Source organism: Brevundimonas sp. Root1423, from assembly GCF_001426805.1.
In genome coordinates this window covers 45,866-65,474 of sequence record NZ_LMFL01000012.1, presented here as the reverse complement: position 1 = coordinate 65,474, position 19,609 = coordinate 45,866, and the positions used below count along the sequence as shown (strand labels likewise).

General features: G+C 68.5%; 20 protein-coding genes and 1 pseudogene. 6 read left to right on the top strand and 15 right to left on the bottom strand.

Going from position 1 to position 19,609, the window contains the following annotated elements:
* Nucleotides 1–3: 3 nt before the first annotated feature.
* Genes ASD25_RS07545 through ASD25_RS07530 form a run of 4 tightly spaced genes read right to left on the bottom strand, consistent with a single transcriptional unit; the run spans nt 4 to nt 2,356 of the window.
* Nucleotides 4–435, bottom strand: coding sequence for a DUF1178 family protein (locus ASD25_RS07545; protein ID WP_056615804.1), 432 nt, complete (start codon nt 433–435; stop codon nt 4–6).
* Nucleotides 432–1,268 carry a carbon-nitrogen hydrolase family protein gene (locus ASD25_RS07540; protein WP_056615801.1) on the bottom strand — a complete coding sequence of 279 codons (837 nt, stop codon included), beginning with the start codon at nt 1,266–1,268 and terminating at the stop codon, nt 432–434. The genes ASD25_RS07545 and ASD25_RS07540 overlap by 4 nt, the downstream gene beginning before the upstream one ends.
* A complete protein-coding gene (gene grxC / locus ASD25_RS07535) occupies nt 1,268–1,525 on the bottom strand; it encodes a glutaredoxin 3 (RefSeq protein WP_056615798.1) in 258 nt (85 codons plus the stop codon). The genes ASD25_RS07540 and grxC overlap by 1 nt, the downstream gene beginning before the upstream one ends.
* Nucleotides 1,526–1,549: 24 nt before the next feature.
* Complete coding sequence (locus ASD25_RS07530) at nt 1,550–2,356, bottom strand: ComF family protein (RefSeq protein WP_056615795.1); 807 nt, start codon at nt 2,354–2,356, stop codon at nt 1,550–1,552.
* On the opposite strand from ASD25_RS07530, the gene ASD25_RS07525 reads away from it, so the two are divergent.
* Nucleotides 2,355–3,239, top strand: coding sequence for a methyltransferase domain-containing protein (locus ASD25_RS07525; protein WP_056615793.1), 885 nt, complete (start codon nt 2,355–2,357; stop codon nt 3,237–3,239). The two genes, ASD25_RS07530 and ASD25_RS07525, sit on opposite strands and share 2 nt — an antisense overlap.
* A gap of 12 nt (nt 3,240–3,251) precedes the next feature.
* On the opposite strand, the gene ASD25_RS07520 is transcribed toward ASD25_RS07525, so the two are convergent.
* The 5 genes from ASD25_RS07520 to ASD25_RS07500 are packed head-to-tail and all read right to left on the bottom strand — an operon-like array spanning nt 3,252 to nt 6,412.
* Nucleotides 3,252–3,431, bottom strand: coding sequence for a Flp family type IVb pilin (locus tag ASD25_RS07520; protein WP_056615790.1), 180 nt, complete (start codon nt 3,429–3,431; stop codon nt 3,252–3,254).
* 18 nt (nt 3,432–3,449) lie between these two features.
* The gene (locus ASD25_RS07515) at nt 3,450–3,857 is read right to left on the bottom strand and encodes a (deoxy)nucleoside triphosphate pyrophosphohydrolase (protein WP_056615787.1); all 408 of its coding nucleotides are present in this window, start codon (nt 3,855–3,857) and stop codon (nt 3,450–3,452) included.
* Entirely contained in the window at nt 3,850–4,077 is a 228-nt protein-coding gene (locus ASD25_RS07510) for a hypothetical protein (protein ID WP_056615784.1), read from the bottom strand. Before ASD25_RS07510 ends, ASD25_RS07515 begins: the two co-directional genes overlap by 8 nt.
* Nucleotides 4,077–5,471 carry a bifunctional glutamate N-acetyltransferase/amino-acid acetyltransferase ArgJ gene (gene argJ / locus ASD25_RS07505; RefSeq protein WP_056615780.1) on the bottom strand — a complete coding sequence of 465 codons (1,395 nt, stop codon included), beginning with the start codon at nt 5,469–5,471 and terminating at the stop codon, nt 4,077–4,079. The genes ASD25_RS07510 and argJ overlap by 1 nt, the downstream gene beginning before the upstream one ends.
* Nucleotides 5,468–6,412, bottom strand: a complete 945-nt coding sequence (locus ASD25_RS07500) for a peptidylprolyl isomerase (protein WP_056617065.1) — start codon at nt 6,410–6,412, stop codon at nt 5,468–5,470. The genes argJ and ASD25_RS07500 overlap by 4 nt, the downstream gene beginning before the upstream one ends.
* Nucleotides 6,413–6,665: 253 nt before the next feature.
* Here ASD25_RS07500 and ASD25_RS07495 point away from each other — a divergent pair.
* The 3 genes and pseudogenes from ASD25_RS07495 to ASD25_RS07490 all read left to right on the top strand — a co-directional run.
* A pseudogene (locus ASD25_RS07495) lies at nt 6,666–8,790 on the top strand (preprotein translocase subunit SecA); the annotation flags it as partial.
* 1 nt (nt 8,791) lies between these two features.
* A partial coding sequence (locus ASD25_RS31760; RefSeq protein ID WP_235562647.1) for an SEC-C metal-binding domain-containing protein occupies nt 8,792–9,553 on the top strand: 762 nt, incomplete at its 5' end.
* A 92-nt stretch (nt 9,554–9,645) separates the two neighbouring features.
* Entirely contained in the window at nt 9,646–10,812 is a 1,167-nt protein-coding gene (locus ASD25_RS07490; RefSeq protein ID WP_056615778.1) for an aminotransferase class V-fold PLP-dependent enzyme, read from the top strand.
* Here ASD25_RS07490 and ASD25_RS07485 read toward each other — a convergent pair.
* The 4 genes from ASD25_RS07485 to ASD25_RS07470 all read right to left on the bottom strand — a co-directional run bounded on the left by ASD25_RS07485 (nt 10,809) and on the right by ASD25_RS07470 (nt 14,841).
* The gene (locus tag ASD25_RS07485; RefSeq protein ID WP_056615775.1) at nt 10,809–11,705 is read right to left on the bottom strand and encodes a hypothetical protein; all 897 of its coding nucleotides are present in this window, start codon (nt 11,703–11,705) and stop codon (nt 10,809–10,811) included. The two genes, ASD25_RS07490 and ASD25_RS07485, sit on opposite strands and share 4 nt — an antisense overlap.
* A gap of 124 nt (nt 11,706–11,829) precedes the next feature.
* Nucleotides 11,830–13,332 (bottom strand): CoA-acylating methylmalonate-semialdehyde dehydrogenase, encoded by a 1,503-nt coding sequence (locus ASD25_RS07480; RefSeq protein WP_056615772.1) that lies wholly within the window; start codon nt 13,330–13,332, stop codon nt 11,830–11,832.
* Between the two features lie 83 nt (nt 13,333–13,415).
* Nucleotides 13,416–14,306 (bottom strand): alpha/beta fold hydrolase, encoded by an 891-nt coding sequence (locus ASD25_RS07475; protein WP_056615770.1) that lies wholly within the window; start codon nt 14,304–14,306, stop codon nt 13,416–13,418.
* A gap of 52 nt (nt 14,307–14,358) precedes the next feature.
* The gene (locus tag ASD25_RS07470) at nt 14,359–14,841 is read right to left on the bottom strand and encodes a Fur family transcriptional regulator (RefSeq protein ID WP_056615767.1); all 483 of its coding nucleotides are present in this window, start codon (nt 14,839–14,841) and stop codon (nt 14,359–14,361) included.
* Nucleotides 14,842–14,946: 105 nt separating this feature from the next.
* Here ASD25_RS07470 and ASD25_RS07465 point away from each other — a divergent pair, with 105 nt between their 5' ends.
* Entirely contained in the window at nt 14,947–16,977 is a 2,031-nt protein-coding gene (locus ASD25_RS07465) for a TonB-dependent receptor (RefSeq protein WP_056615764.1), read from the top strand.
* 107 nt (nt 16,978–17,084) lie between these two features.
* Nucleotides 17,085–17,876, top strand: a complete 792-nt coding sequence (locus tag ASD25_RS07460) for a SapC family protein (protein WP_056615762.1) — start codon at nt 17,085–17,087, stop codon at nt 17,874–17,876.
* A gap of 60 nt (nt 17,877–17,936) precedes the next feature.
* Here the strand turns inward: ASD25_RS07460 and ASD25_RS07455 are convergent, their stop codons facing one another.
* Complete coding sequence (locus ASD25_RS07455) at nt 17,937–18,344, bottom strand: hypothetical protein (protein WP_056615760.1); 408 nt, start codon at nt 18,342–18,344, stop codon at nt 17,937–17,939.
* Between the two features lie 10 nt (nt 18,345–18,354).
* Nucleotides 18,355–19,377: an NADP-dependent oxidoreductase gene (locus ASD25_RS07450; RefSeq protein ID WP_056617063.1), complete on the bottom strand. Its 1,023-nt coding sequence runs from the start codon at nt 19,375–19,377 to the stop codon at nt 18,355–18,357.
* Nucleotides 19,378–19,609 lie beyond the last annotated feature (232 nt).

Genomic DNA, 19,609 nt, shown 5'->3' with positions numbered 1-19,609 from the left:
GGCTCAGTGCGCCTTGGAGGGGTCGGGCGGCAGCGGGGGCAGGGGCGCGCAGGGGACGCCGTCGTCCCTCAGCTTCCTCACCTCGGCGGGCGTGGCCTCGCCATAGATTTCGCGCTTCTCGGAGCGGCCCTCGTGGATGTCGCGGGCCTCGCGGGCGAAGGCGTCGCCGACGTAGTCGAAATTCTGCTCGACGTGGTTGCGAGCCTCGCGGACCGCCTGCGAGATCAGGGTCTGCATCTGCGCCAGATCGGGCCCGGCTTCGCGTTTCCTCGCGCCGGCGACGGCGGGGGACATGATCTGTTTGGACACCGAATGCGAGCCACAGATGGGGCATTCGACCAGACCTCGCGCGGCCTGGTCGTCATAGTCTGCCGAGGCGCTGAACCAGGCTTCGAAGCCGTGGTCGTGCTCGCACTGGAGGGCGTAGCGGATCATTTCGGCCCCGCAAACGCACGGTCGTGGGTCAGCTGGGGGATGGCGGCGCGGGCGCGGTCGACGGCGTCGAAGTCGAGGGTGGCGAACAGGACGCCGGGTTCGTCGTGATCCAGCTTCGCCGTCACCTCGCCCCAGGGCGCGACGACGGTGGAACGGCCCCATGTCTGTCGGCCGTCATCGTGGGTTCCCGCCTGTGCGGGGGCCAGGATCCAGCAGCCGGTCTCGATGGCGCGGGCGCGCAGCATGGTCTCCCAGTGGGCCTCGCCGGTGGGCACGGTGAAGGCGGCGGGGACGGCGATCATCACGGTTCCGGCCTTCGCCAGCGCCCGGTACAGATGCGGGAAGCGGATGTCATAGCAGATGGTCAGGCCGAGCTTGCCCCACGGCGTGTCGGCCACGACGGCTTCGTCGCCGGGCCGGACCGTGGCGCTCTCGCGCCAGCGTTCGCCCGTCGGCAGATCGACGTCGAAGACGTGCAGCTTGTCATAGCTGGAGACGATCTCGCCCCGGTCGTCGATCAGCAGGGAGCGGTTGGCCGCGCGGTCGTCGCCGTCGTGACCCGAGCGGACGATGGCGGAACCCACCAGCAGCCAGACGCCCAGCTCACGCGCCAGACCGCGAAGGGCGACGACGGCCTCGTCGCTGCCCTGATCGGTCAGGGCGGCGGCGCGCCGATCCTTGTCCCGGATCATGAAGTTGGACGCTTCCGGCGTCAGGATCAGTTTCGCCCCGCCCGCCGCGGCCTCTCGGATCAGCGGCGCGACGTGAGCGAAGGACGCGGCGGCCGAGTCCGGCGTGCGGGTCTGGATCAGGGCGATCGGAAGCGTGGCCATCAGGCCTCGAGCAATGCGTCCAGGGCGCCCTTGCGGTCAAGGGCGTGCAGATCGTCGGAGCCGCCGATGTGTTTTCCGTCGATGAAGATCTGGGGGAAGGTCATCCGCCCGCCCGAGCGCTGGATCATCTCCTGCTTCTTCGCCGGGTCGCTGGAGGCGACGATCTCTTCGTATTCGGCCCCCTTTTCGTCGAGCAGGGCCTTGGCGGCGTGGCAGTAGCCGCAACCGGGCTTGGTGTAGATGACGACGTCGGCCAAGGGGATCTCCTGAAACTGGTCCGCCTACATAGGCAATTCGCGGGCGGTTCGCACCCGGGCCACGACGGCGAGGTCGACGGCGCGCGCTCCGGCCTCTAGCAGGGCGCGGGCGCAGGCCTCGGCGGTGGCTCCGGTGGTCAACACGTCATCGACCAGAAGGATGCGGCGGCCCTTGATCCTGCGGCGCCCTTCGGCGGTGACGGTGAAGGCCTTTCCCACATTCAGGCGGCGGCCGCGCGCGGACTTGCCGCCCTGCGTGGTGGTGTGGGTCTGGCGGATCAGGGCGTCGGGCAGATAGTCGAGGCCGGCGCCGCGGGCGAGCGGGCGGGCGATCTCGGCGGCCTGGTTGAAGCGGCGCGACAGCAGACGCACGCGGTGCAGGGGCACGGGGGCGACGGCGTCGGCTTCGGCCAGCAAGGGCGCGGCCGAGCGGCTGACCCAGCGGGCGAACAGGGGCGCGAACGGCTGGTGGTCGCCGTGCTTGAACTTGAGGATGAGGCCGCGCGAGGCGGCGTCATAGACGCAGGCCGCCCGCGCCCGGTCGAAGGCGTAGGGTTTGGCGATACAGGCGGCGCAGCGCGGCGAGGCGAAGGCGCCGCCGTCCATCTCGAACCCCGCCCCGCAGCCGTCGCATACGGGGTCTTCCAGAAAGACGACCCGGCTCCAGGCGTCGGGCGTCAGGCCGGCCGAGGCGGCGGCCTCGGGGCTGTCCCAGGCCAGCGGCGGCAGCAGAAGATCGGTCAGGCCGCGACCCAGCGACCGCGCGCCGCGCGTGATCTGCGCGCCGCCCGCTTTCAATCGGTCGCGCCAACCCCCATCCTGCAGGCTCATGAGCGCCTCCTCCGGTCCGCCCCGCATCTTCGACGTTCCGCGCCGTACGGCAAGGCTTGCCCGCAGCGAGGGGTCGATCGCGCGCGCCGACTTCCTGCACGCCCGGGCCGCCGACAACGCCGTGGGCAGTCTGGAAGCGCTGGTGCGGGATTGGCCGACCGTGCTGGACCTGTCGGCCCACCCGGGCGCCTTCGCCGAGGCCCTGAAGGGCAGCGCGGCCGGGACACGGGTCGGGCCTGTCATTGAAATGGGGGACCGCCCGGCGCGGGCGGCGCCCGGCGGCGCCGCTCTGGAAGTCCCCGACCAGTCGCAGGACCTCATCGTTTCGCTGATGAGCCTGCACTGGGCCAACGATCTGCCCGGCGCCCTTGCGCAGATCCGGCGGGCGCTGAAGCCCGACGGACTGTTTCTGGGTACGCTGCTGGGGGCGGGGACGCTGAAGGAGCTGCGCGCGGTGCTGACCGAGTCCGAGCTGGAGGCGCGCGGCGGGGCGCAGGCGAGGGTGTCGCCCTTCGCCGACGGTTTCGACGGGGCGGCCTTACTGCAACGGGCCGGGTTCGCCTTGCCGGTGGCGGACGTGGACCGGGTGACGGTGCGCTATCCGGATCTGTTCGCCCTGATCCGCGACCTGCGCGCGATGGGCGAGACCAATGCGCTGGCGGGGCCGTTGCGGCCGCTGACGCGCGCGATCGCCGGGCGGGCGGCGGAACTCTACGCCGAGCGGTATGGCGAACCCGACGGGCGGATCCCGGCGACCTTCGAGATCGTGCATCTGGCGGGTTGGGCGCCGCACGAGAGCCAGCAGAAGCCGCTGCCTCGCGGCTCGGCGAAGATGCGGCTGGCGGATGCGCTGGGCGTCAGGGAGCAGACCGGCGAGGACTGAACGTCTTGTCGCTCAGGCCGTCGCCGAGGCGATCGCTGTGGTGATGTAGTCGTACATCGCGTCGGTCCTGTCGCCGAGCGCGGTCACGGCGCTGAGGATGACCACAAAGATCAGGGCCGCGATGAGTCCGTATTCGACAGCCGTCGCGCCGCCGTCATCACGACCGAAGCGGGAGAGGAAGCGTCTGACCATAGGGCCCCTTTCCAGCGGCTAGAGGAGGTCGCGCAGCCAGGCGACCAGAGGTTCGTCGGCCGGAGGCATGGGCCAGTCCGAAAGCTGGTTCGGCCGCACCCATTTCAGCGCCGCGTGCTCGCGATTCTGAACCACCCCCGACCAGCGTCGGCACAGGTACAGTGGCATCAACAGGTGAAAGGATTCGTAAGCGTGGCTGGTGAAGACGAAGGGGGCCAGGCAGGCCTCGTTCACGTCGATGCCCAGCTCTTCCTTCAGTTCGCGGATCAGGGCGGCTTCGGGCCGTTCGCCCGGCTCGACCTTGCCGCCGGGAAATTCCCACAGGCCCGCCAGCTGTTTGCCCTCGGGCCGCTGGGCGATCAGCACGCGGCCGTCGGCGTCGATAAGGGCGACGGCGACGACGAGGACGGTGGGGAGATCAGACAAGGCTCGCTCCGGTCCATACCCTCCAAGAGTCCGATGCGATCCCGAACTCCTCCAACGCGACTAGCTTGGCTTTGTCGACGTCATCCAGAAGGTAGTCGCGTTCTCGAAAGGCCGACCCGTCGCCCTCGAACACGAACAGATACGCGCCCTCTGCGGCGGGTTCGATAACCACGCGATGTGCGTGGCCTGTTGTCGCGAGCGCCGTCAGGGAGGTGGACATCAGCTGCGGTAGTCGCCGTTGATCTCGATGTAGCGTTTGGTCAGGTCGCAGGTCCAGACAGTGGCGGAGGCGCGGCCCGAGCCGACGTCGACGGTGATGTCGATCTCGGCGTTCTTCATATAGGCGCTCATCTTGGCCTCGTCGTAGTGGGGCGAGGGCGCGCCCTCGATGGCGGCGATGTGAGGACCGAAGCGGATGGCGAGACGGTCCCGATCGACCGGCTCCTCCGTCTTGCCGACGGCCATGACGACGCGGCCCCAGTTGGCGTCCTCGCCGGCCAGCGCGGTCTTGACCAGCGGGCTGTCGGCGATCGACTTGGCCAGTTTCCGGGCCGAGGCGGGGCTGGCGGCGCCGTCGACGGTGACGCGGACGAATTTGGTCGCCCCCTCGCCGTCGCGGACCAGCTGGTGGGCGAGGTCCAGCATGACCTTGTCGAGGGCGGCCGAGAATTCCTTCAGCCGGCGGTCGCCGACCCGGCCGATGCGCGGCGCGCCGGACGAGCCGGTGGCGAACAGCAGGCAGGTGTCGTTGGTGGAGGTATCGCCGTCGACCGTGACGCTGTTGAAGGTGGTGCGGACGTGCAGGCCCAGCAGGGCGCGCAGCACCGGCGGGGCGATGGCGGCGTCGGTAACGATGAAGCCCAGCATGGTGGCCATGTCCGGGGCGATCATGCCCGAGCCCTTGGCGATTCCGGCGATGCGGACGGTGTGGCCGTCGATCTTGCACTCGGCGTACGACCCCTTGGGGAAGGTGTCGGTGGTCATGATGCCCAGACCGGCCCGCGTCCACTGATCGGTCGGGTGCATGTCGCCGTCGAGGGCGACCTCAATGTCGTTCAGTCGGGCGGTGATCTTGCGGTCGTCCAGCACCACGCCGATCACGCCGGTCGAGGCCAGCATGACGTCGCGCTGGCGGCAGCCGAAGCGTTTGGCGGTCTCGGAGGCGGTGCGGCGGGCGGCGTCGGCCCCGGCCTTGCCCGTGAAGGCGTTGGCGCAACCGGCGTTGACCACCAGACCGCGGACGTCATTGCCCCCGTCGCTGGCGTCCAGATGGCGCTTGCACCAGTCCACCGGCGCCGAGCCGATCTTGTGGCGGGTGAAGACGCCGGCGCAGGTCGTGCCCCGGGCGAAGCGGAAGACGACCAGATCGTCGCGCTCGTGCTTGTAGAAGCCGGCCCGGGCGGTGGCGATCTCGACCCCGCTGATGGGCGGAATGGTCGGGAAGGGCACCGCCAGGGGCGAAATTTCCAGACCGGGTTTGCCGGGCGCGGCGGGGACCTTCGGAGAGGGGCTGGTGGCGCGTTTCAGGGCCGTGGCCAGCGGGTCGAGGGCCTTTTCCAGCGCCTGTTCGATCTTCTGGCCCGCCGATGCGCGGTCCCTGGGCGGCCGGCTCATGATTGCTTCGCCGCAGCAGGCGCGGCGACAGGCGCGGCGGGCGCGGGAACCGGCGCCGCCGGGGCGGGGCGCGCGGCTGAACGCGGCGCCGAGGCGGGCTCCTGCGAGCCGGCGGCGTCGCCTTCCAGCAGGATGTCGACCTTCGCCTTGCCGCGCAGCTGCTCCAGCAACTGACGTACGCCTTCATAGGTCAGGTAGCGGACGATCTGCGGCCGGGCCTGCTCCAGCGTCGGCGGGGTTTCGCGGCGCCGGTCCTCGACCCGCAGCACGGCCCAGCCGCCCTCGGTCTGGAACGGGCCGACGGTGGAGCCCGCCGGCTTGTCGCGCAGGGCGTTGGCGTAGGCCTCGGGCATGACGTCCAGCGTCCGATAGCCGAGGTCGCCGCCGGAATAGCGGGTGGCGTCGTCGATCGAGCTTTCGGCGGCTACGGCCTCGAAGGCGGCGCCCTGGGCCAGAATGCCGATGACGGCGTCGGCTTCGGGCCGGGTGCGCGACAGGATCAGGCGGACGCGGATCTCCTCGGACGTCTGCGCCAGCCGGACCTGCTCCTGATAGATGGTCTCGACCGCCTTGTCGGAAATCGTGCCGTTGACGACGGTCTCGACCAGCATGTCGCCGAGGATGCGTTCGCGGGTCGCCTCGAGCCGGCGCTGGGCGAGGGCGGAGTTGTCCAGCCCGCGGCGGTCGGCCTCGGTGGCCAGCAGCTTCTGGTCGATGACCTCGTCCAGCACGCGGCGGAACAGATCGCTTGTCACATCAAGGGGTTCGCCCTCGCCGACCAGTCCCTGGGCCACGGCCTCGCGCTTGACGTCGGAGGCCCAGATGGTCTGGTCCTGCACCTTGGCCACGGCGCGATCACCGGGCTCGGGCGGCCGGTCGGAGCCGGCCCCCCGGCCGCAGGCCGCCACGCCCAGCGAAAGCGCCATACAGGCGACGATCATGACTCGGGTCGTGAGAGCAGGGTCGAAGAGGGTGAAAAGCCGCATCTGGGGCGTGCTCCGTCACGGGGCCTGAAAGGCCCTCGCGTTGACAGGGATAAGGTCGGTGCTTAAGTCCCGCCTGCGCCCAAGTCGAGGGGTTTTCGAACGTTCGCGCGGCCCTCGCGCGCGCAGGTCCTTCGGCAAAGTCGTCGCTGGTCCTTCGGGACCCTTCCAGTACCAGAGCCCCTGTCGCTCGCCCGCCTTCGGAACATTCATGCTCGGCATCGCCAAGAAGATTTTCGGCTCCTCCAACGACCGCAAGGTCAAGGACTTCATGAGCCGGGTCCAGAAGATCAATGCGCTGGAGCCCAAATACGCGGCCCTGAGCGACGACGAACTGCGGATGATGACGGACGCCTTCCGCGACCGGCTGGCGGCGGGCGAGACGCTCGACAAGATCATGAACGAGGCCTTCGCGGTGGCCCGCGAGGCGTCCAAGCGCGTGCTGGGCCAGCGTCAGTACGACGTCCAGCTGGCGGGCGGCATGATCCTGCACGACGGCGGCATCGCTGAGATGCGGACCGGCGAAGGCAAGACCCTGGTGGCCGTGGCGGCCGTTTACCTGAACGCCCTGTCCGGCAAGGGCGTCCACGTCATCACCGTCAACGACTATCTGGCGCGCCGCGACGCCGAGTGGATGGGCCGCGTGTACCGCTTCCTCGGCATGGAAGTGGGCGTGATCGTCAACGGCCTGTCGTCGGGCCAGCGCCAGGCGGCCTATGCGGCCGACATCACCTACGGCACCAACAACGAATTCGGCTTCGACTATCTGCGCGAACCGCAAGGAGATGGTGCAGCGTCCGCACCATTTCGCCATCGTCGACGAGGTCGACTCGATCCTGATCGACGAGGCGCGCACGCCGCTGATCATCTCGGGTCCGACCGAGGACCGGTCGGACCTCTATCTGATCGTCGACGGCATCATCAAGGAACTGATCCAGGACAAGACGACCTTCGACCTCGACGAGAAGCAGCGTCAGGCGCTGCTGACCGAGGAGGGCTCGGAGAAGATCGAACTGATTATGGAAGAGCGCGGCCTGTTCGAGGCCGACACGACCGGCCTGTACGACGCGGCCAACATCACCCTGGTGCACCACATCAACCAGGCCCTGCGCGCCAACACCCTGTATCAGAAGGACAAGGACTACATCATCAAGGCCGGCGAGGTCATGCTGATCGATGAGTTCACGGGCCGGATGATGACCGGGCGCCGCCTGTCCGAAGGCCTGCACCAGGCCATCGAGGCCAAGGAGGGCGTGAAGATCATGCCCGAGAACCAGACCCTGGCCTCGGTCACGATCCAGAACTATTTCCGCCTCTACGAAAAGCTGTCCGGCATGACCGGCACGGCCGCGACCGAGGCGCAGGAGTTCCTCGACATCTACAAGATGGACGTGCTGGAGGTGCCGACGAACCGGCCCGTCAAACGCATCGACCACGACGACGAGATCTTCCGCACCGAGGCCGAGAAGAACCTGGCCATCGCCGGCCTGATCGCCGAATGCCACGTCAAGGGTCCGAACTGCTGAAGACCCATGAGTACGAGGTCACGCTCAAGACCCTGAAGCCGCAGCACGCCCATCTGCTGGAGATGGTCGTCAGCGAGGACGAGAAGGTTCGCCGCGACGCGAAGAAGGCCTATGCGGCCCTCAAGGACGAGGACTTCGATATCGAGGTCAAGCGCGGCAAGGGTATTCCGCACAGCGTGCTGAACGCCCGCCAGCATGAGCAGGAAGCCTATATCGTCGCGGACGCCGGCCTGCCCGGCGCGGTGACGATCGCCACCAACATGGCCGGCCGCGGCACCGACATCCAGCTGGGCGGCAACCTGGAAATGCGGCTGCAGAAGTGGCGCCAGGAAAACCGCAACATGGCAAGGCTGACATCGCGGTGCAGAAGCAGAAGTCGCTGGCCGCCGGTGGTCTGTTCGTTCTGGGCACCGAGCGCCACGAGAGCCGCCGTATCGACAACCAGCTGCGCGGCCGGACCGGCCGTCAGGGCGATCCCGGCACGTCGAAATTCTTCCTGTCGTGCGAGGACGACCTGCTGCGCATCTTCGCGGGCGACCGTCTGGACGCGATCATGCGCAGCTTCGGCGTCGCCGAGGGCGAGGCGATCTCGCACCCCTGGCTGAACCGCGCCGTCGAGACCGCCCAGAAGCGCGTCGAGACCCGCAACTACGACATCCGCAAGAACCTGCTGAAGTACGACGACGTCGTGAATGACCAGCGCAAGGCCGTGTTCGAGCAGCGCCAGGAGTTCATGGACTCCGAGGACCTGTCGGAGCTGGTCGGCGAGTTCCGCAACGACGTGATCTCGGACCTGATCGAAAAGCATATNGTGTTCGAGCAGCGCCAGGAGTTCATGGACTCCGAGGACCTGTCGGAGCTGGTCGGCGAGTTCCGCAACGACGTGATCTCGGACCTGATCGAAAAGCATATGCCGCCCAAGGCCTATGCCGAGCAGTGGGACATCGAGGGGCTGGACGAGAAGGTCCGCTCGACCCTGGGTCTGGAACTGCCGCTGGCCGAATGGGCCGCCGAGGAAGGCGTCTCCAACGAGGAGATCGAGGAGCGGGTCATCGCCGCCGCCGACACGCGTGCGGCCGAGCGGATGGAGCAGATCGGCGCCGACCAGACGCGCGGTCTGGAGAAGCAGTTCCTGCTGCAGATGATCGACATGCAGTGGCGCGAGCATCTGGTTCATCTGGACCACCTGCGCGGCGTCATCGGCCTGCGCGGCTACGGCCAGCGCGATCCGCTGAACGAGTACAAGACCGAGGCCTTCAACCTGTTCGAGACGCTGCTTTACGAGCTGCGCCACAATGTGACCCGCTGGCTGATGACGGTCGAGTTCCGCTTCGAACAGCCGCCGGCGATGGAGATGCCCGAGTTCCAGGAAATCCACCTGAACCCCGGCACCGGCGAGAACGAGATGGCCAACCCGCTGGCCCAGCTGCCGGAAGGCGCGCTGGAAGGCGACGACCGCGCCCGCCTTCCGGTCGACGTGCTGCCGGTGAACTGGGAACGCACGCCGCGCAACTCGGATTGCCCCTGCGGCTCGGGCCGGAAGTTCAAACACTGCCACGGTAGTCTGATTTAGGAGCGCTATCGCTCGCGACGCGGTCGCTCGCTGCTTGAGCGCGTGACCGCGCCTCGCTATCGACCGTTGGCGTTCACCGACGGGAGAAGCTGATGGCCGCTCGCAAGGACCTGTTCTCCCGCGCCCTGTCGCTGGATCCCGAGCGGCTGCATTTCGCGGCGCACAGCCATCACCTGTGGCCGGACGCCAGCTTCGACGGTCAGGTTCAGGCCTGGGTCGAGGCCAACCGGTTCGCGGACCGGAAGTGGGACCTGATCTTCGGCGAGGTCGTGCCGAAGGCTCAAGGCCATGTGGCGCGCGAGCTGAACCTGCCCGATCCGGACACGGTGGTGTTTGCGCCCAACACCCACGACCTGCTGCTGCGCGTTGTGTCGGGCCTTGAGCGCAAGCCTGTGCGCATCCTGTCGACCGACGGCGAGTTCCACTCGTTCCGGCGTCAGGGCGAGCGCTGGGAGGAGGCGGGCGAGGCCCTGATCACGCGCGTGCCGCTGGAGCCGTTCGACACCTTCGACGAACGGCTCGTGGCGGCGGCGATGGCCGGCGGCTTCGATCTGATCGTCGTCAGCCAGGTGTTCTTCCGGACCGGTCAGGTGTTCGGCGGGATCAACGAACTGGCGGCGCTGGCGGACCCGGCCGGGCCCTGGGTCGTGGTCGACGGCTATCACGGCTTCATGGCCACGCCGACCGATCTGGGCGCGGTGGCGGACCGGATCTTCTATCTGGCCGGCGGCTACAAATACGCCATGTCGGGCGAGGGGGTCTGCTTCCTGCACGCGCCGGACGGCTACTGCCCGCGGCCGGTCGTCACCGGCTGGTTCGCGGAGTTCGGGGACCTGTCGGGACCGCCGGGCGGGGTGCAGTACCGCAGCGACGGCGGCCGCTTCTGGGGGGCGACCTTCGACGTGTCGCCGCTGTACCGGTTCAACGCCGTACGGGCCGCGCTCGACGAGGCAGGTCTGACGACGGCTGACATTTCCGCCCATGCGCGCGATCTGATGCAGCGGTTCCAGACGGCCGTCGCGGACGGCGAGGCCGGGAAGCTGGCCGAGGCCGAGCTGATCAACCCGGTGACGGGCGATATGGGCCGGTCACGCTTCCTCGCCTTCCGACACGACAAGGCGGGGGCGTGGAAGGAACGACTGCTGGGCGAGGGCGTGGTCACCGATGTGCGCGACGACGTCATCCGTTTCGGCTTCGGCCTGTATCAGGATGACGCCGACGTCGAACGGCTGATCGCCGCCTGCAAGCGGGCGCTCTAGAAGAAGGTCGTGTCTTCCGCCTGTTTGGGCTCCGGGGCCTTGCGCGGGACGGGCGGGGTCGCGGGACGCGGCGCGATCGGCGCCGTTCCGGGCGCGGGTGTGGTTCCCGGCGTCGGGGCAGGGACCGGAGCCGAGCCGTCGGCCGGAGCCTGCAGGGTCGGATAGGGCAGGCTCTCGGGGCTGCCGTCGCCGGGGTAGACGGGGGGTGCGGCCGGATCGCCCGGCGCGACGGTCGGGGTCTCGATCCGGTCGGGGGCGTCGAGGTCGTCGCGGATGAAGGTCCATGACCGGGGATCGGCGCAGGCGCAGGCCTTCATGAAGCCCTCGCGATCGCGCCATATGATCAGCGGATAGCGCGTCTGCAGCCCTTCCTCGTTGAGCTTTTCGGCCAGGTTGGCGGCGAAGTTGCGTCCCGCCTCGACCACGGCGCCGCGCGCCAGATTGCCGTCGGCGGCGGGAATGCCCGCCGCGGTCCAGTTGCGCACCGGGGTGGCGGTCCAGCGCTGGTACAGGGTCCAGTCGCGGGTCAGCCACAGCTCGGCCACGCTGGCGCGTTCTGCGGCGGTGGATTGCGCCAGACCCTCGCGGTCCGGGCGGGCGAACAGGATGATCCGGGCCTCGACGCCGGCGGCGCGGAGTTTCGGAACCTCCTCCATCTCGTACCGCTGCATGGCGGCCGAGTCGCGGTAGCCGATGATGTAGAGGGGCTCGCCGCCGCCGCCCGCCGAAATCCACGAGGATTGTTCGAGCAGGTCCTGGATCTGGCTCTGGTTGCGCTGCACCGTCACCGGCTGGAAGCGGGCATAGAAATGCTGATAGGCCCAGAAGCCGCCGATGGCGATGCCGAGGCCGATCACCGCCGCGAGGGCGGACCAGATGAAAAATCGACGCATGCGGGGAGACGCTCCAGCTTCACGGTTCGGGCAGCATAACGCCTATCATCGAAATGCGATGCCGCGAACGCCCGTCAGGCGAGGCGGGAGCCCTTCTCCCGCAAGCGGGAGAAGGGGTCGGCCGTCAGGCCATGGTCGGGATGACGAACGAGCTGTCCGCGTGTTCGAGATCGCTGTCGGGCCAGCGCGCCGTGACGGTCTTGACCTTGGTCCAGAACTTCACGCCCTCCATGCCGTGCTGGTTGGTGTCGCCGAAGGCCGAGCGCTTCCAGCCGCCGAAGGTGTGATAGGCGACCGGCACCGGGATCGGGACGTTGATCCCGACCATGCCGACGTTGACCCGGGCGGCGAAGTCGCGGGCCGCGCGGCCGTTCTGGGTGAAGATGGCGACGCCGTTGCCGTACTGGTGCTTCGACGGCAGCGACAGGGCCTCCTCGAAGCTGGCGGCGCGGACGATCTGCAGCACGGGGCCGAAGATCTCTTCCTTGTAGGATTCCATTTCCGGCGTGACGTGGTCGAACAGCGACGGGCCGATGAAATAACCCTTCTCGTGCCCCTGCAGCGAGAAGTCGCGGCCGTCGACGACCAGTTCGGCGCCGTCCTTGACGCCCTGTTCGATCCAGCCGGCGACTTTGGCGCGGTGCTGGGCGGTGACGACGGGGCCGTAGTGGGCGCCGGCGTCGGTCGAGACGCCGACCCGCATCGACGGGATCTCCGCGATCATGCGCTCGCGCAGTTCGTCGGCGGTTTTCTTGCCGACGGGGACGACGACCGGCAGGGCCATGCAGCGTTCGCCGGCGCTTCCGTAAGCGGCGCCGGACAGGTCCTTGATGACCTGGTCCATGTCGGCGTCAGGCAGGACGATGCCGTGGTTCTTGGCGCCGCCCATGGCCTGGACGCGTTTCCCGTGCGCCGCGCCGGTCTGGTAGACGTAGGAGGCGATGTCGGACGAGCCGACGAAGCTGACGGCGTGGATCAACGGATGGGTCAGGATGGCGTCGACCGCCGCCTTGTCGCCGTGGACGACGTTCAGCACGCCGGCGGGGGCGCCCGCCTCCATCATCAGTTCACCGAGGCGCACCGGCAGGGACGGATCGCGCTCCGAAGGCTTGAGGATGAAGGTGTTGCCCACGGCGATGGCCACGCCGAACATCCACATCGGGATCATGGCCGGGAAGTTGAACGGGGTGATCCCCGCCACCACGCCCAGCGGCTGGCGCATCGAATAGACGTCGATGCCGGGACCCGCGCCCCAGGTGTATTCGCCCTTCAGCGCATGGGGGATGCCGCAGGCGAACTCGATCACTTCCAGACCGCGCTGGATGTCGCCCTTGGAGTCGGCGATGACCTTGCCGTGCTCGGAGGACAGCAGTTCGGCCAGCTCGTTCATATTGGCTTCGACGAGGCGTTTGAACTCGAACATCACCCGCGCGCGGCGCTGGGGATTGGTCGAGGACCAGCCTTCGAAGGCGTTCTGGGCGGCCTGGACGGCGCGGTCCATCTCGGCGACCGAGGCCAGCTGGACGCGGGCCTGAACTTCGCCGGTGTTGGGGTTGAAGACGTCGGAGAACCGGCCCGAGGCGCCCGTGAAGCTGGCGCCGTCGATGAAGTGGTTGATGTCGCGCATGGTCGGAAACGGTCCTGGAAATCGAAACAGTCAGTACGGATGGCCAGCGGTTTAGCCCCTGACCCGCGCGGGCGCCAGCGCCTCTAGATCGCGGCGTCGAACAGGGCGTCGCGGGCGATGTCGGCGCGCAGCATGGGGAAGAAGTGGGTCCCGCCCGGCACGGTCTCGACCGTGACATGGGGCAGGCCGCGCGGGGTTCCGGTCAGGAAGCAGGTCGAGCCGTGTTCGCCCTTCAGGATGCGGACCGGTCGGCTCAGCTGCTTCAGGGCGCGCCAGGGGTCGTGGCTCTGGGAGGCGTAGTTGGACGCCTCCCACGCCGGGTCGCAGGCGAGGACGAAGCCGTCGGCGGTTTCGGTCAGGCCGTCGGCCAGATAATCGGCCAGCATCATCTCGGGCCAGCCCTTGAAGGCGCCGCGTCCCAAATAGGCGGCCAGCGCCTGCTCGCGGCTGTCGAAGACGGCGCGGCGGCGCAGGGCGTTGCGGACCAGGGGAATGCGGGAGGCGAGGCGGTCCAGAAGCGGAAGCTTGAAGGCGGCGACGGTCAGCCGGCCCCAGATGACGGGATCGAACAGGACCAGCCCCGCGACCCGGTCGGGCCGTTCGGCGGCGGCAAGCAGCGCCGTCGTTCCGCCCATCGAATGGCCAGCGAGGATCACCGGCGGTCCGTCGAGCGCATCCAGCACGGCGATCAGGTCGTCGCGGTGATCGTGCCAGTGGCGGCGACCGACGACATCGGTGGGCAATGAGGTTCCGCCATGGCCGCGCAAATCCGGCGCCCAGATGCGCAGGCTGCCGGACAGGGGCGCCAGCAGGGTGCGGTAGGTCATGGCGTTGAAGCCGTTGGCGTGGACGAAAACGATGTCGACCGGGCGTTTGACGTCGCCGAAATCCAGCACGCTCATGCGTCCCTCGCCCCAGTGGTTCGACACCGGAAGGCTCAGGCGACGGGGCGGGGAGAGCCGGATCGCATCCATGCGGGGGAGATAGGCGGTTGCGAGGCTCCGCGCCAGTTCACGCGGGGGAAGCTCAGCTCGCGACGCAGGCCGGACAGCGGCCGTGGGCCTCGATCGTGGTGCGAGTGATGGCGTAGCCGGCCGCCTCGGCGGCCCGACCCAGATCGCCGGCGACGGGGGCGGAGACCTCCTGCGTGGCCCCGCAGCAGTCGCAGATCAGGAAGGCGGCGGCGTGGTCGACGCTGCCCGAGGTGCAGGCGACATAGGCGCTGATCGAGGCGATGCGGTGGGCCAGTCCCTTGCGCTCAAGGAACTCAAGCGCGCGGTAGACGGTCGGGGGCTTGGCCGGCTGGCCGTCGTCGCCGAAGCGGGCGATCAGGTCATAGGCCTTCACCGGTTCGCCCGCGGCCAGCAACAGCTCAAGCACGCGCAGGCGAGCGGCGGTCATCCGCTCGCCCTCAGCGGTCAGGCGTCGGTCGGCCTCGCCCATGGCGCGGGCGACGTCGGCGGGGGCCGGCGGTCCGTCAGCGTGATGGTGGTGGCAGTGTTCGCTCATGCGCCAGAGCTAAGCCCTCGGCGCGGGCGCCGCAACCGGAGCCGCTTGACGGTGTGTGATGTTATCTCGTAACACCGAGTCACTGTCGCTCTCCCGGAAGTTCGCATGTCCCTGTCCGTCGTATCCCGCACCGCTCTCGCCGCCGCCCTCGGCTGGGGAGTCATGACCAGTGTTGCGGCGGCCCAGTCCGCAGCCCCGGCTCAACCGGACGCACTGGTGCTCGACGACGTCATCGTCACCGGCGCCCCGTACGGTATCAGCGCCCGCGCCACGACCATCGCCACGACGGTGATCGACGAGGAGATGCTGGCCACGGCGCCGGCCGCGTCGCTGGGCGATCTGGTCGCGGGCCTGCCCGGCATGCGCTCGACCGACTTCGCGCCGGGCGCCAGCCGGCCGGTGATCCGCGGCCTGTCGGGCCCGCGCGTGCAGGTGCTGACGAACGGCATCGGCCTGATCGACGCCAGTTCGGTGTCGCCCGACCACCAGGTCGCGACCGACCCGGCCGAGGCCAACCGCATCGAGATCGTCCGCGGACCGGCGACCCTCGCCTATGGCGGCACGGCCATCGGCGGGGTCGTGAACGTTCTGGACAACCGCATTCCCACCGAAATGCCTGACGGCGTGGACGGGGTCCTTTCGGCCCAGACCTCGACCGTCGATCAGGGTTGGTCGACCTCCGCGCGGGCGACCTTCGGCCTCGGCCCCATCGCCATCAGCGTGGACGGGGTGAAGAAGGAGGCCGACGACTACGACATTCCCTCGCCCGCCATCTCGCAGCGGCTGGCCGATGCGGAAGGCGTCGCGCGTGGACCGGGCGAGACCCAGCCCAACAGTTTCTCGGAGCTGGAGAGCTGGGGCGTCGGCGCCTCATGGATCGGCTCGCGCGGCTTCATCGGCGGATCGTTCAAGGACCTGTCCAGCACCTATGGCACCGTGGCCGAGCCCGATGTCTTCATCCAGCTGGAACAGACCCGTGAGGACCTGCGTGGCGAACTGCGTTTCGACGGCGGGCTGTTCCAGAAGCTGACCGGCTCGTACGGCCATGCTGACTACACCCACACCGAGTTCGAGGGGCCGGGCAATCCCGGCACGGTCTTCCAGTCGGACGGGCAGGAGGCGCGGGCCGATCTGGTGCAGCAGGCCCGGAACGGATGGAACGGCGCCACCGGGGTTCAGGTCCTGTCGCGCACGTTCGAAGCCGTCGGCGCCGAGGCCTTCGTGCCCGGCAGCGAAATCGAGGAGGCGGGCGTCTACACGGTCCAGCGGCTGGACCGGGCCGGTTGGGGGCTGGAAGGCGGCCTGCGCTATGACCGGCGCTCGGTGACGGCTGCGCCGCTGTCCGGCGGTGCGGAAATCGAACGCGAGTTCGACAACTGGTCAGGCTCGGCGGCGGCCTTTATCAAGCCCTCGGCCAATCTGTTCCTCGGCCTGAGCCTGGCGCACAACGAACGGGCCCCGTCCGAGGTCGAGCTGTTCGCCGACGGCCTGCACGTGGCCACCGGCGTCTATGAGCGTGGCGATGTCACGCTGGACAACGAGACGGTGACGACGCTGGAGGGCACGGTCCATTACGCCGCCGGCCGGTTCCAGGGCGATCTGCACGTCTACGTCTCAAAATATGACGGGTTTATCGATGAGCGGGACACCGGTGCGGTGTTCGTGGACGACGGCGAGAGCTTCCCCATCTTCCAGTTCGTCCAGACGGGCGCCGAGTTCCGCGGCTTCGAGGTCGAGGGCGAATACGACCTGTGGACCAGCGGAGATCGATCGCTGACCCTGGAAGGGGCCGGCGATTTCGTCGATGCGCAGACCGATCAGGGACCCGCGGCGCGGATCCCGCCGTGGAGCGTGACCGGCCGGCTCGCCTGGACCTCGACGCCGTTCGACGCCTCGCTGGAAGTCCGCCATGTCGGGCAACAGGACGAGTTGGCGGCCTATGAACTGGGCACCGACGGCTACACGATGGTGAACCTGTCGGGATCCTGGCGGCCCTTCGCCGACAAGGCCGTGACCCTGTTCGCGGAGGGTCATAACCTGACCGACACCGAGGCCCGCGAACACGTCAGTTTCCTCAAGGATGTCGCGCCCCTGCCGGGCCGGAATCTGAGGGTCGGCGTCAGCTACCGGTTCTGACGGGAACCGTTAACCGCGTCGGACACCCCGTGAGCGAGCCGGTTTGCGGCGATGTGGCGACTGCGCTAGAAGCGCGCTTCCCTTATTTCCAGAGCCTGATCGCGTTCATGACCGATACAACCGCCGCCTCGCCCCTGCAGGGCAATGTTCTGTTCTACGCACAGCCCGAGCCGCTGTCCCTCGAGGTCCACGGGGCCCTGGGCGTCGACGCCGTCGACAAGCCCTACGCCTTCGTCGCCCAGACCAATCTGGTGCCGGTGATGGTGACCGAGTTCGCGCCGGCCGCCCTGTCCTATCCGGTGATCTTCGTCGGCGAGAACAAGCAGCCGGTGGCCGTTATGGCGCTGCGCGGCGGTGAGAACCTGTTCGTCAGCGAGGACGGCGAGTTCCGCCCCGAGGCCTACATTCCGGCCTACGTCCGCCGCTATCCGTTCGTCTTCGCAAACGACGACGCCCAGCAGCGCATGATCCTGTGCGTCGACCGCGCCGCGCCCTTCATCAAGGAAGGCGGCTCCACCCCGCTGTTCGTCGACGGCCAGCCCTCGCCCTACACCCAGCAGGCGATGGAGTTCTGCAACAATTTCGAGCAGGAGCGCCTGCGCACCGAGGCCTTCCTCAAGCTGCTGACGGACATGGATCTGCTGGACACGCGCGAGGCCGTCTTCACCCCGCGCAACCCGGACGGCACCGCCGCCGCGCCGCAGAAGATCGCCGAATACTACGCCGTCTCGGAAGACAAGCTGAAGGCCCTGCCGGCCAAGAAACTGGCCGAACTGCGCGACAACGGCGCCCTGGGCCAGATCTACGCTCACCTGGTGTCGCTGCTGGGCTGGGATCGTCTGATCGCCCTGGCCTTCCAGAAGGCCGCCGCGGCGCAGCCGGCTGCCGGCAACGCGTAAGGCTCACAATCTGCCAGATGAAGGCCCCGTCCGGTTCGCCGTGCGGGGCTTTTTCTTGTCTCAGCGCCGCGCCAGCAGCGCCCGGGTCAGGCAGGAAAACACCAGCCGTCCCGCCTCGTCGAGCAGGTCGTGCTGGGCGATGACGATGCCCTTTTCGTCGCCGACCGGGTCCTTGCCCATGACCGTCATGCGGCCCCGCATCAGCTCGCCGGCGGGCGGATTGCGCATGAAACGCAGGCCGTCGACGGCCAGCACCTTGGACTGGGCCCAGCCCGAGGCCTTCTCGGCGAAGATCCGGCTCCACAGGGCGTAGACCATGGCGTCCGGCGCGCCGTACGAGACATCCCACCCGGGCGAGAACCGCTCGACGAAGACGTCCAGCGCCGCCGCATCGACCATGCAGGCGCCCAGGGAGATGACCTCGCCCACGCCCAGGTCTTCGAAATGGACGTGCAGCGGCTCGGTCATGTCAATTCCGTCAGGCGGCCGGTTCTTCGGATACGCGGACGAGCAGCTTGCCGTCATGGTCGCCCGTGAACAAGCGGTTCAGCGAATCCAGCGCGCCGCCCAGACCGTCGTCGACGTGGACCTTCCACTTCACTGTGCCGTCGGCCAGCCAGGGACCCATCTCCGCCACCATCTCGCGACCGCGGTGGGCGTAGTCGAGGACAAGGAAACCCTGGACATTGAGGCGGTGGGTGATGATGCGCGAGAAGTTTGGCGAGGGCGGCATCTTCGTGGCGTTATAGGCCGAGATCAGGCCGCACACGGCCATGCGGCCATGGGTCTTCAGCCGGTTGAAGACGGCGATCATGATGTCGCCGCCGACGTTCTCGAAATTCAGGTCGATGCCGTCCGGGGCCAGCCGGTCCAGCGCCTCGCCGACGTCCTCGTTCTTGTAGTCGATGGCGGCGTCAAAGCCGAGTTCCTCGGTCAGCCAGCGGCACTTGTCCGGCCCGCCGGCGATACCGATGACGCGGCAGCCGCGCGCCTTGGCCACCTGACCGGCGATGGAGCCGACGGCGCCGGCGGCGGCGGAGATGACGATGGTCTCGCCCGCCTTGGCCTTCAGCACATCGGTGACGCCGAAATAGGCGGTCATGCCGGTCATGCCCAGGACGCTGAGGTTGGCGGTCAGCGGCATGCCGGGCGCGCGGTGCACCTGACGCAGCTCCATCTCGTTGACGACCGCATAGTCGGACCAGCCGCCGGACAGGGGCGTGACCACGTCGCCGGCGCGGAAACGGCTGGAGCGGCTTTCCTCGACAACGCCAAGCGTCAGGCCGCGCATCACGCCGCCGATCGGCACCGGCGGCAGATAGCCCTCGGCGTCGTTCATCCAGGTGCGGTTGGTGGGGTCGAGCGAGAGATAGACCGTGCGGACCAGCACCTGCGATTCGTTCAGCGCCGGGACCGGCGCCTCGATCAGCTCCAGATCGCCGGGCTGGATCAGGCCTTTGGGCCGCTGGCGCAGCACCCACTGACGATTGACGCGAGCCATGACGATCTCCGGGTTTTCTTTCTGGACCCGGGCATAGTCAGCAAGCCGGGCCGCCTGTCCAGCCGGAGCAAAGAAAAAGGCGGACCGTTTCGGGTCCGCCTGAAGTCGCATCATCGAGAATGAGGCGCGGAGGCGACAGACCGGCTTTCGCCAGTCTCAAGTCGGGGGGGCGTCGCCGCCTCCGCATTTCGATAACGGAGGCTGCGGGCTTCGGTTCCGGGCCCCTTGAGGA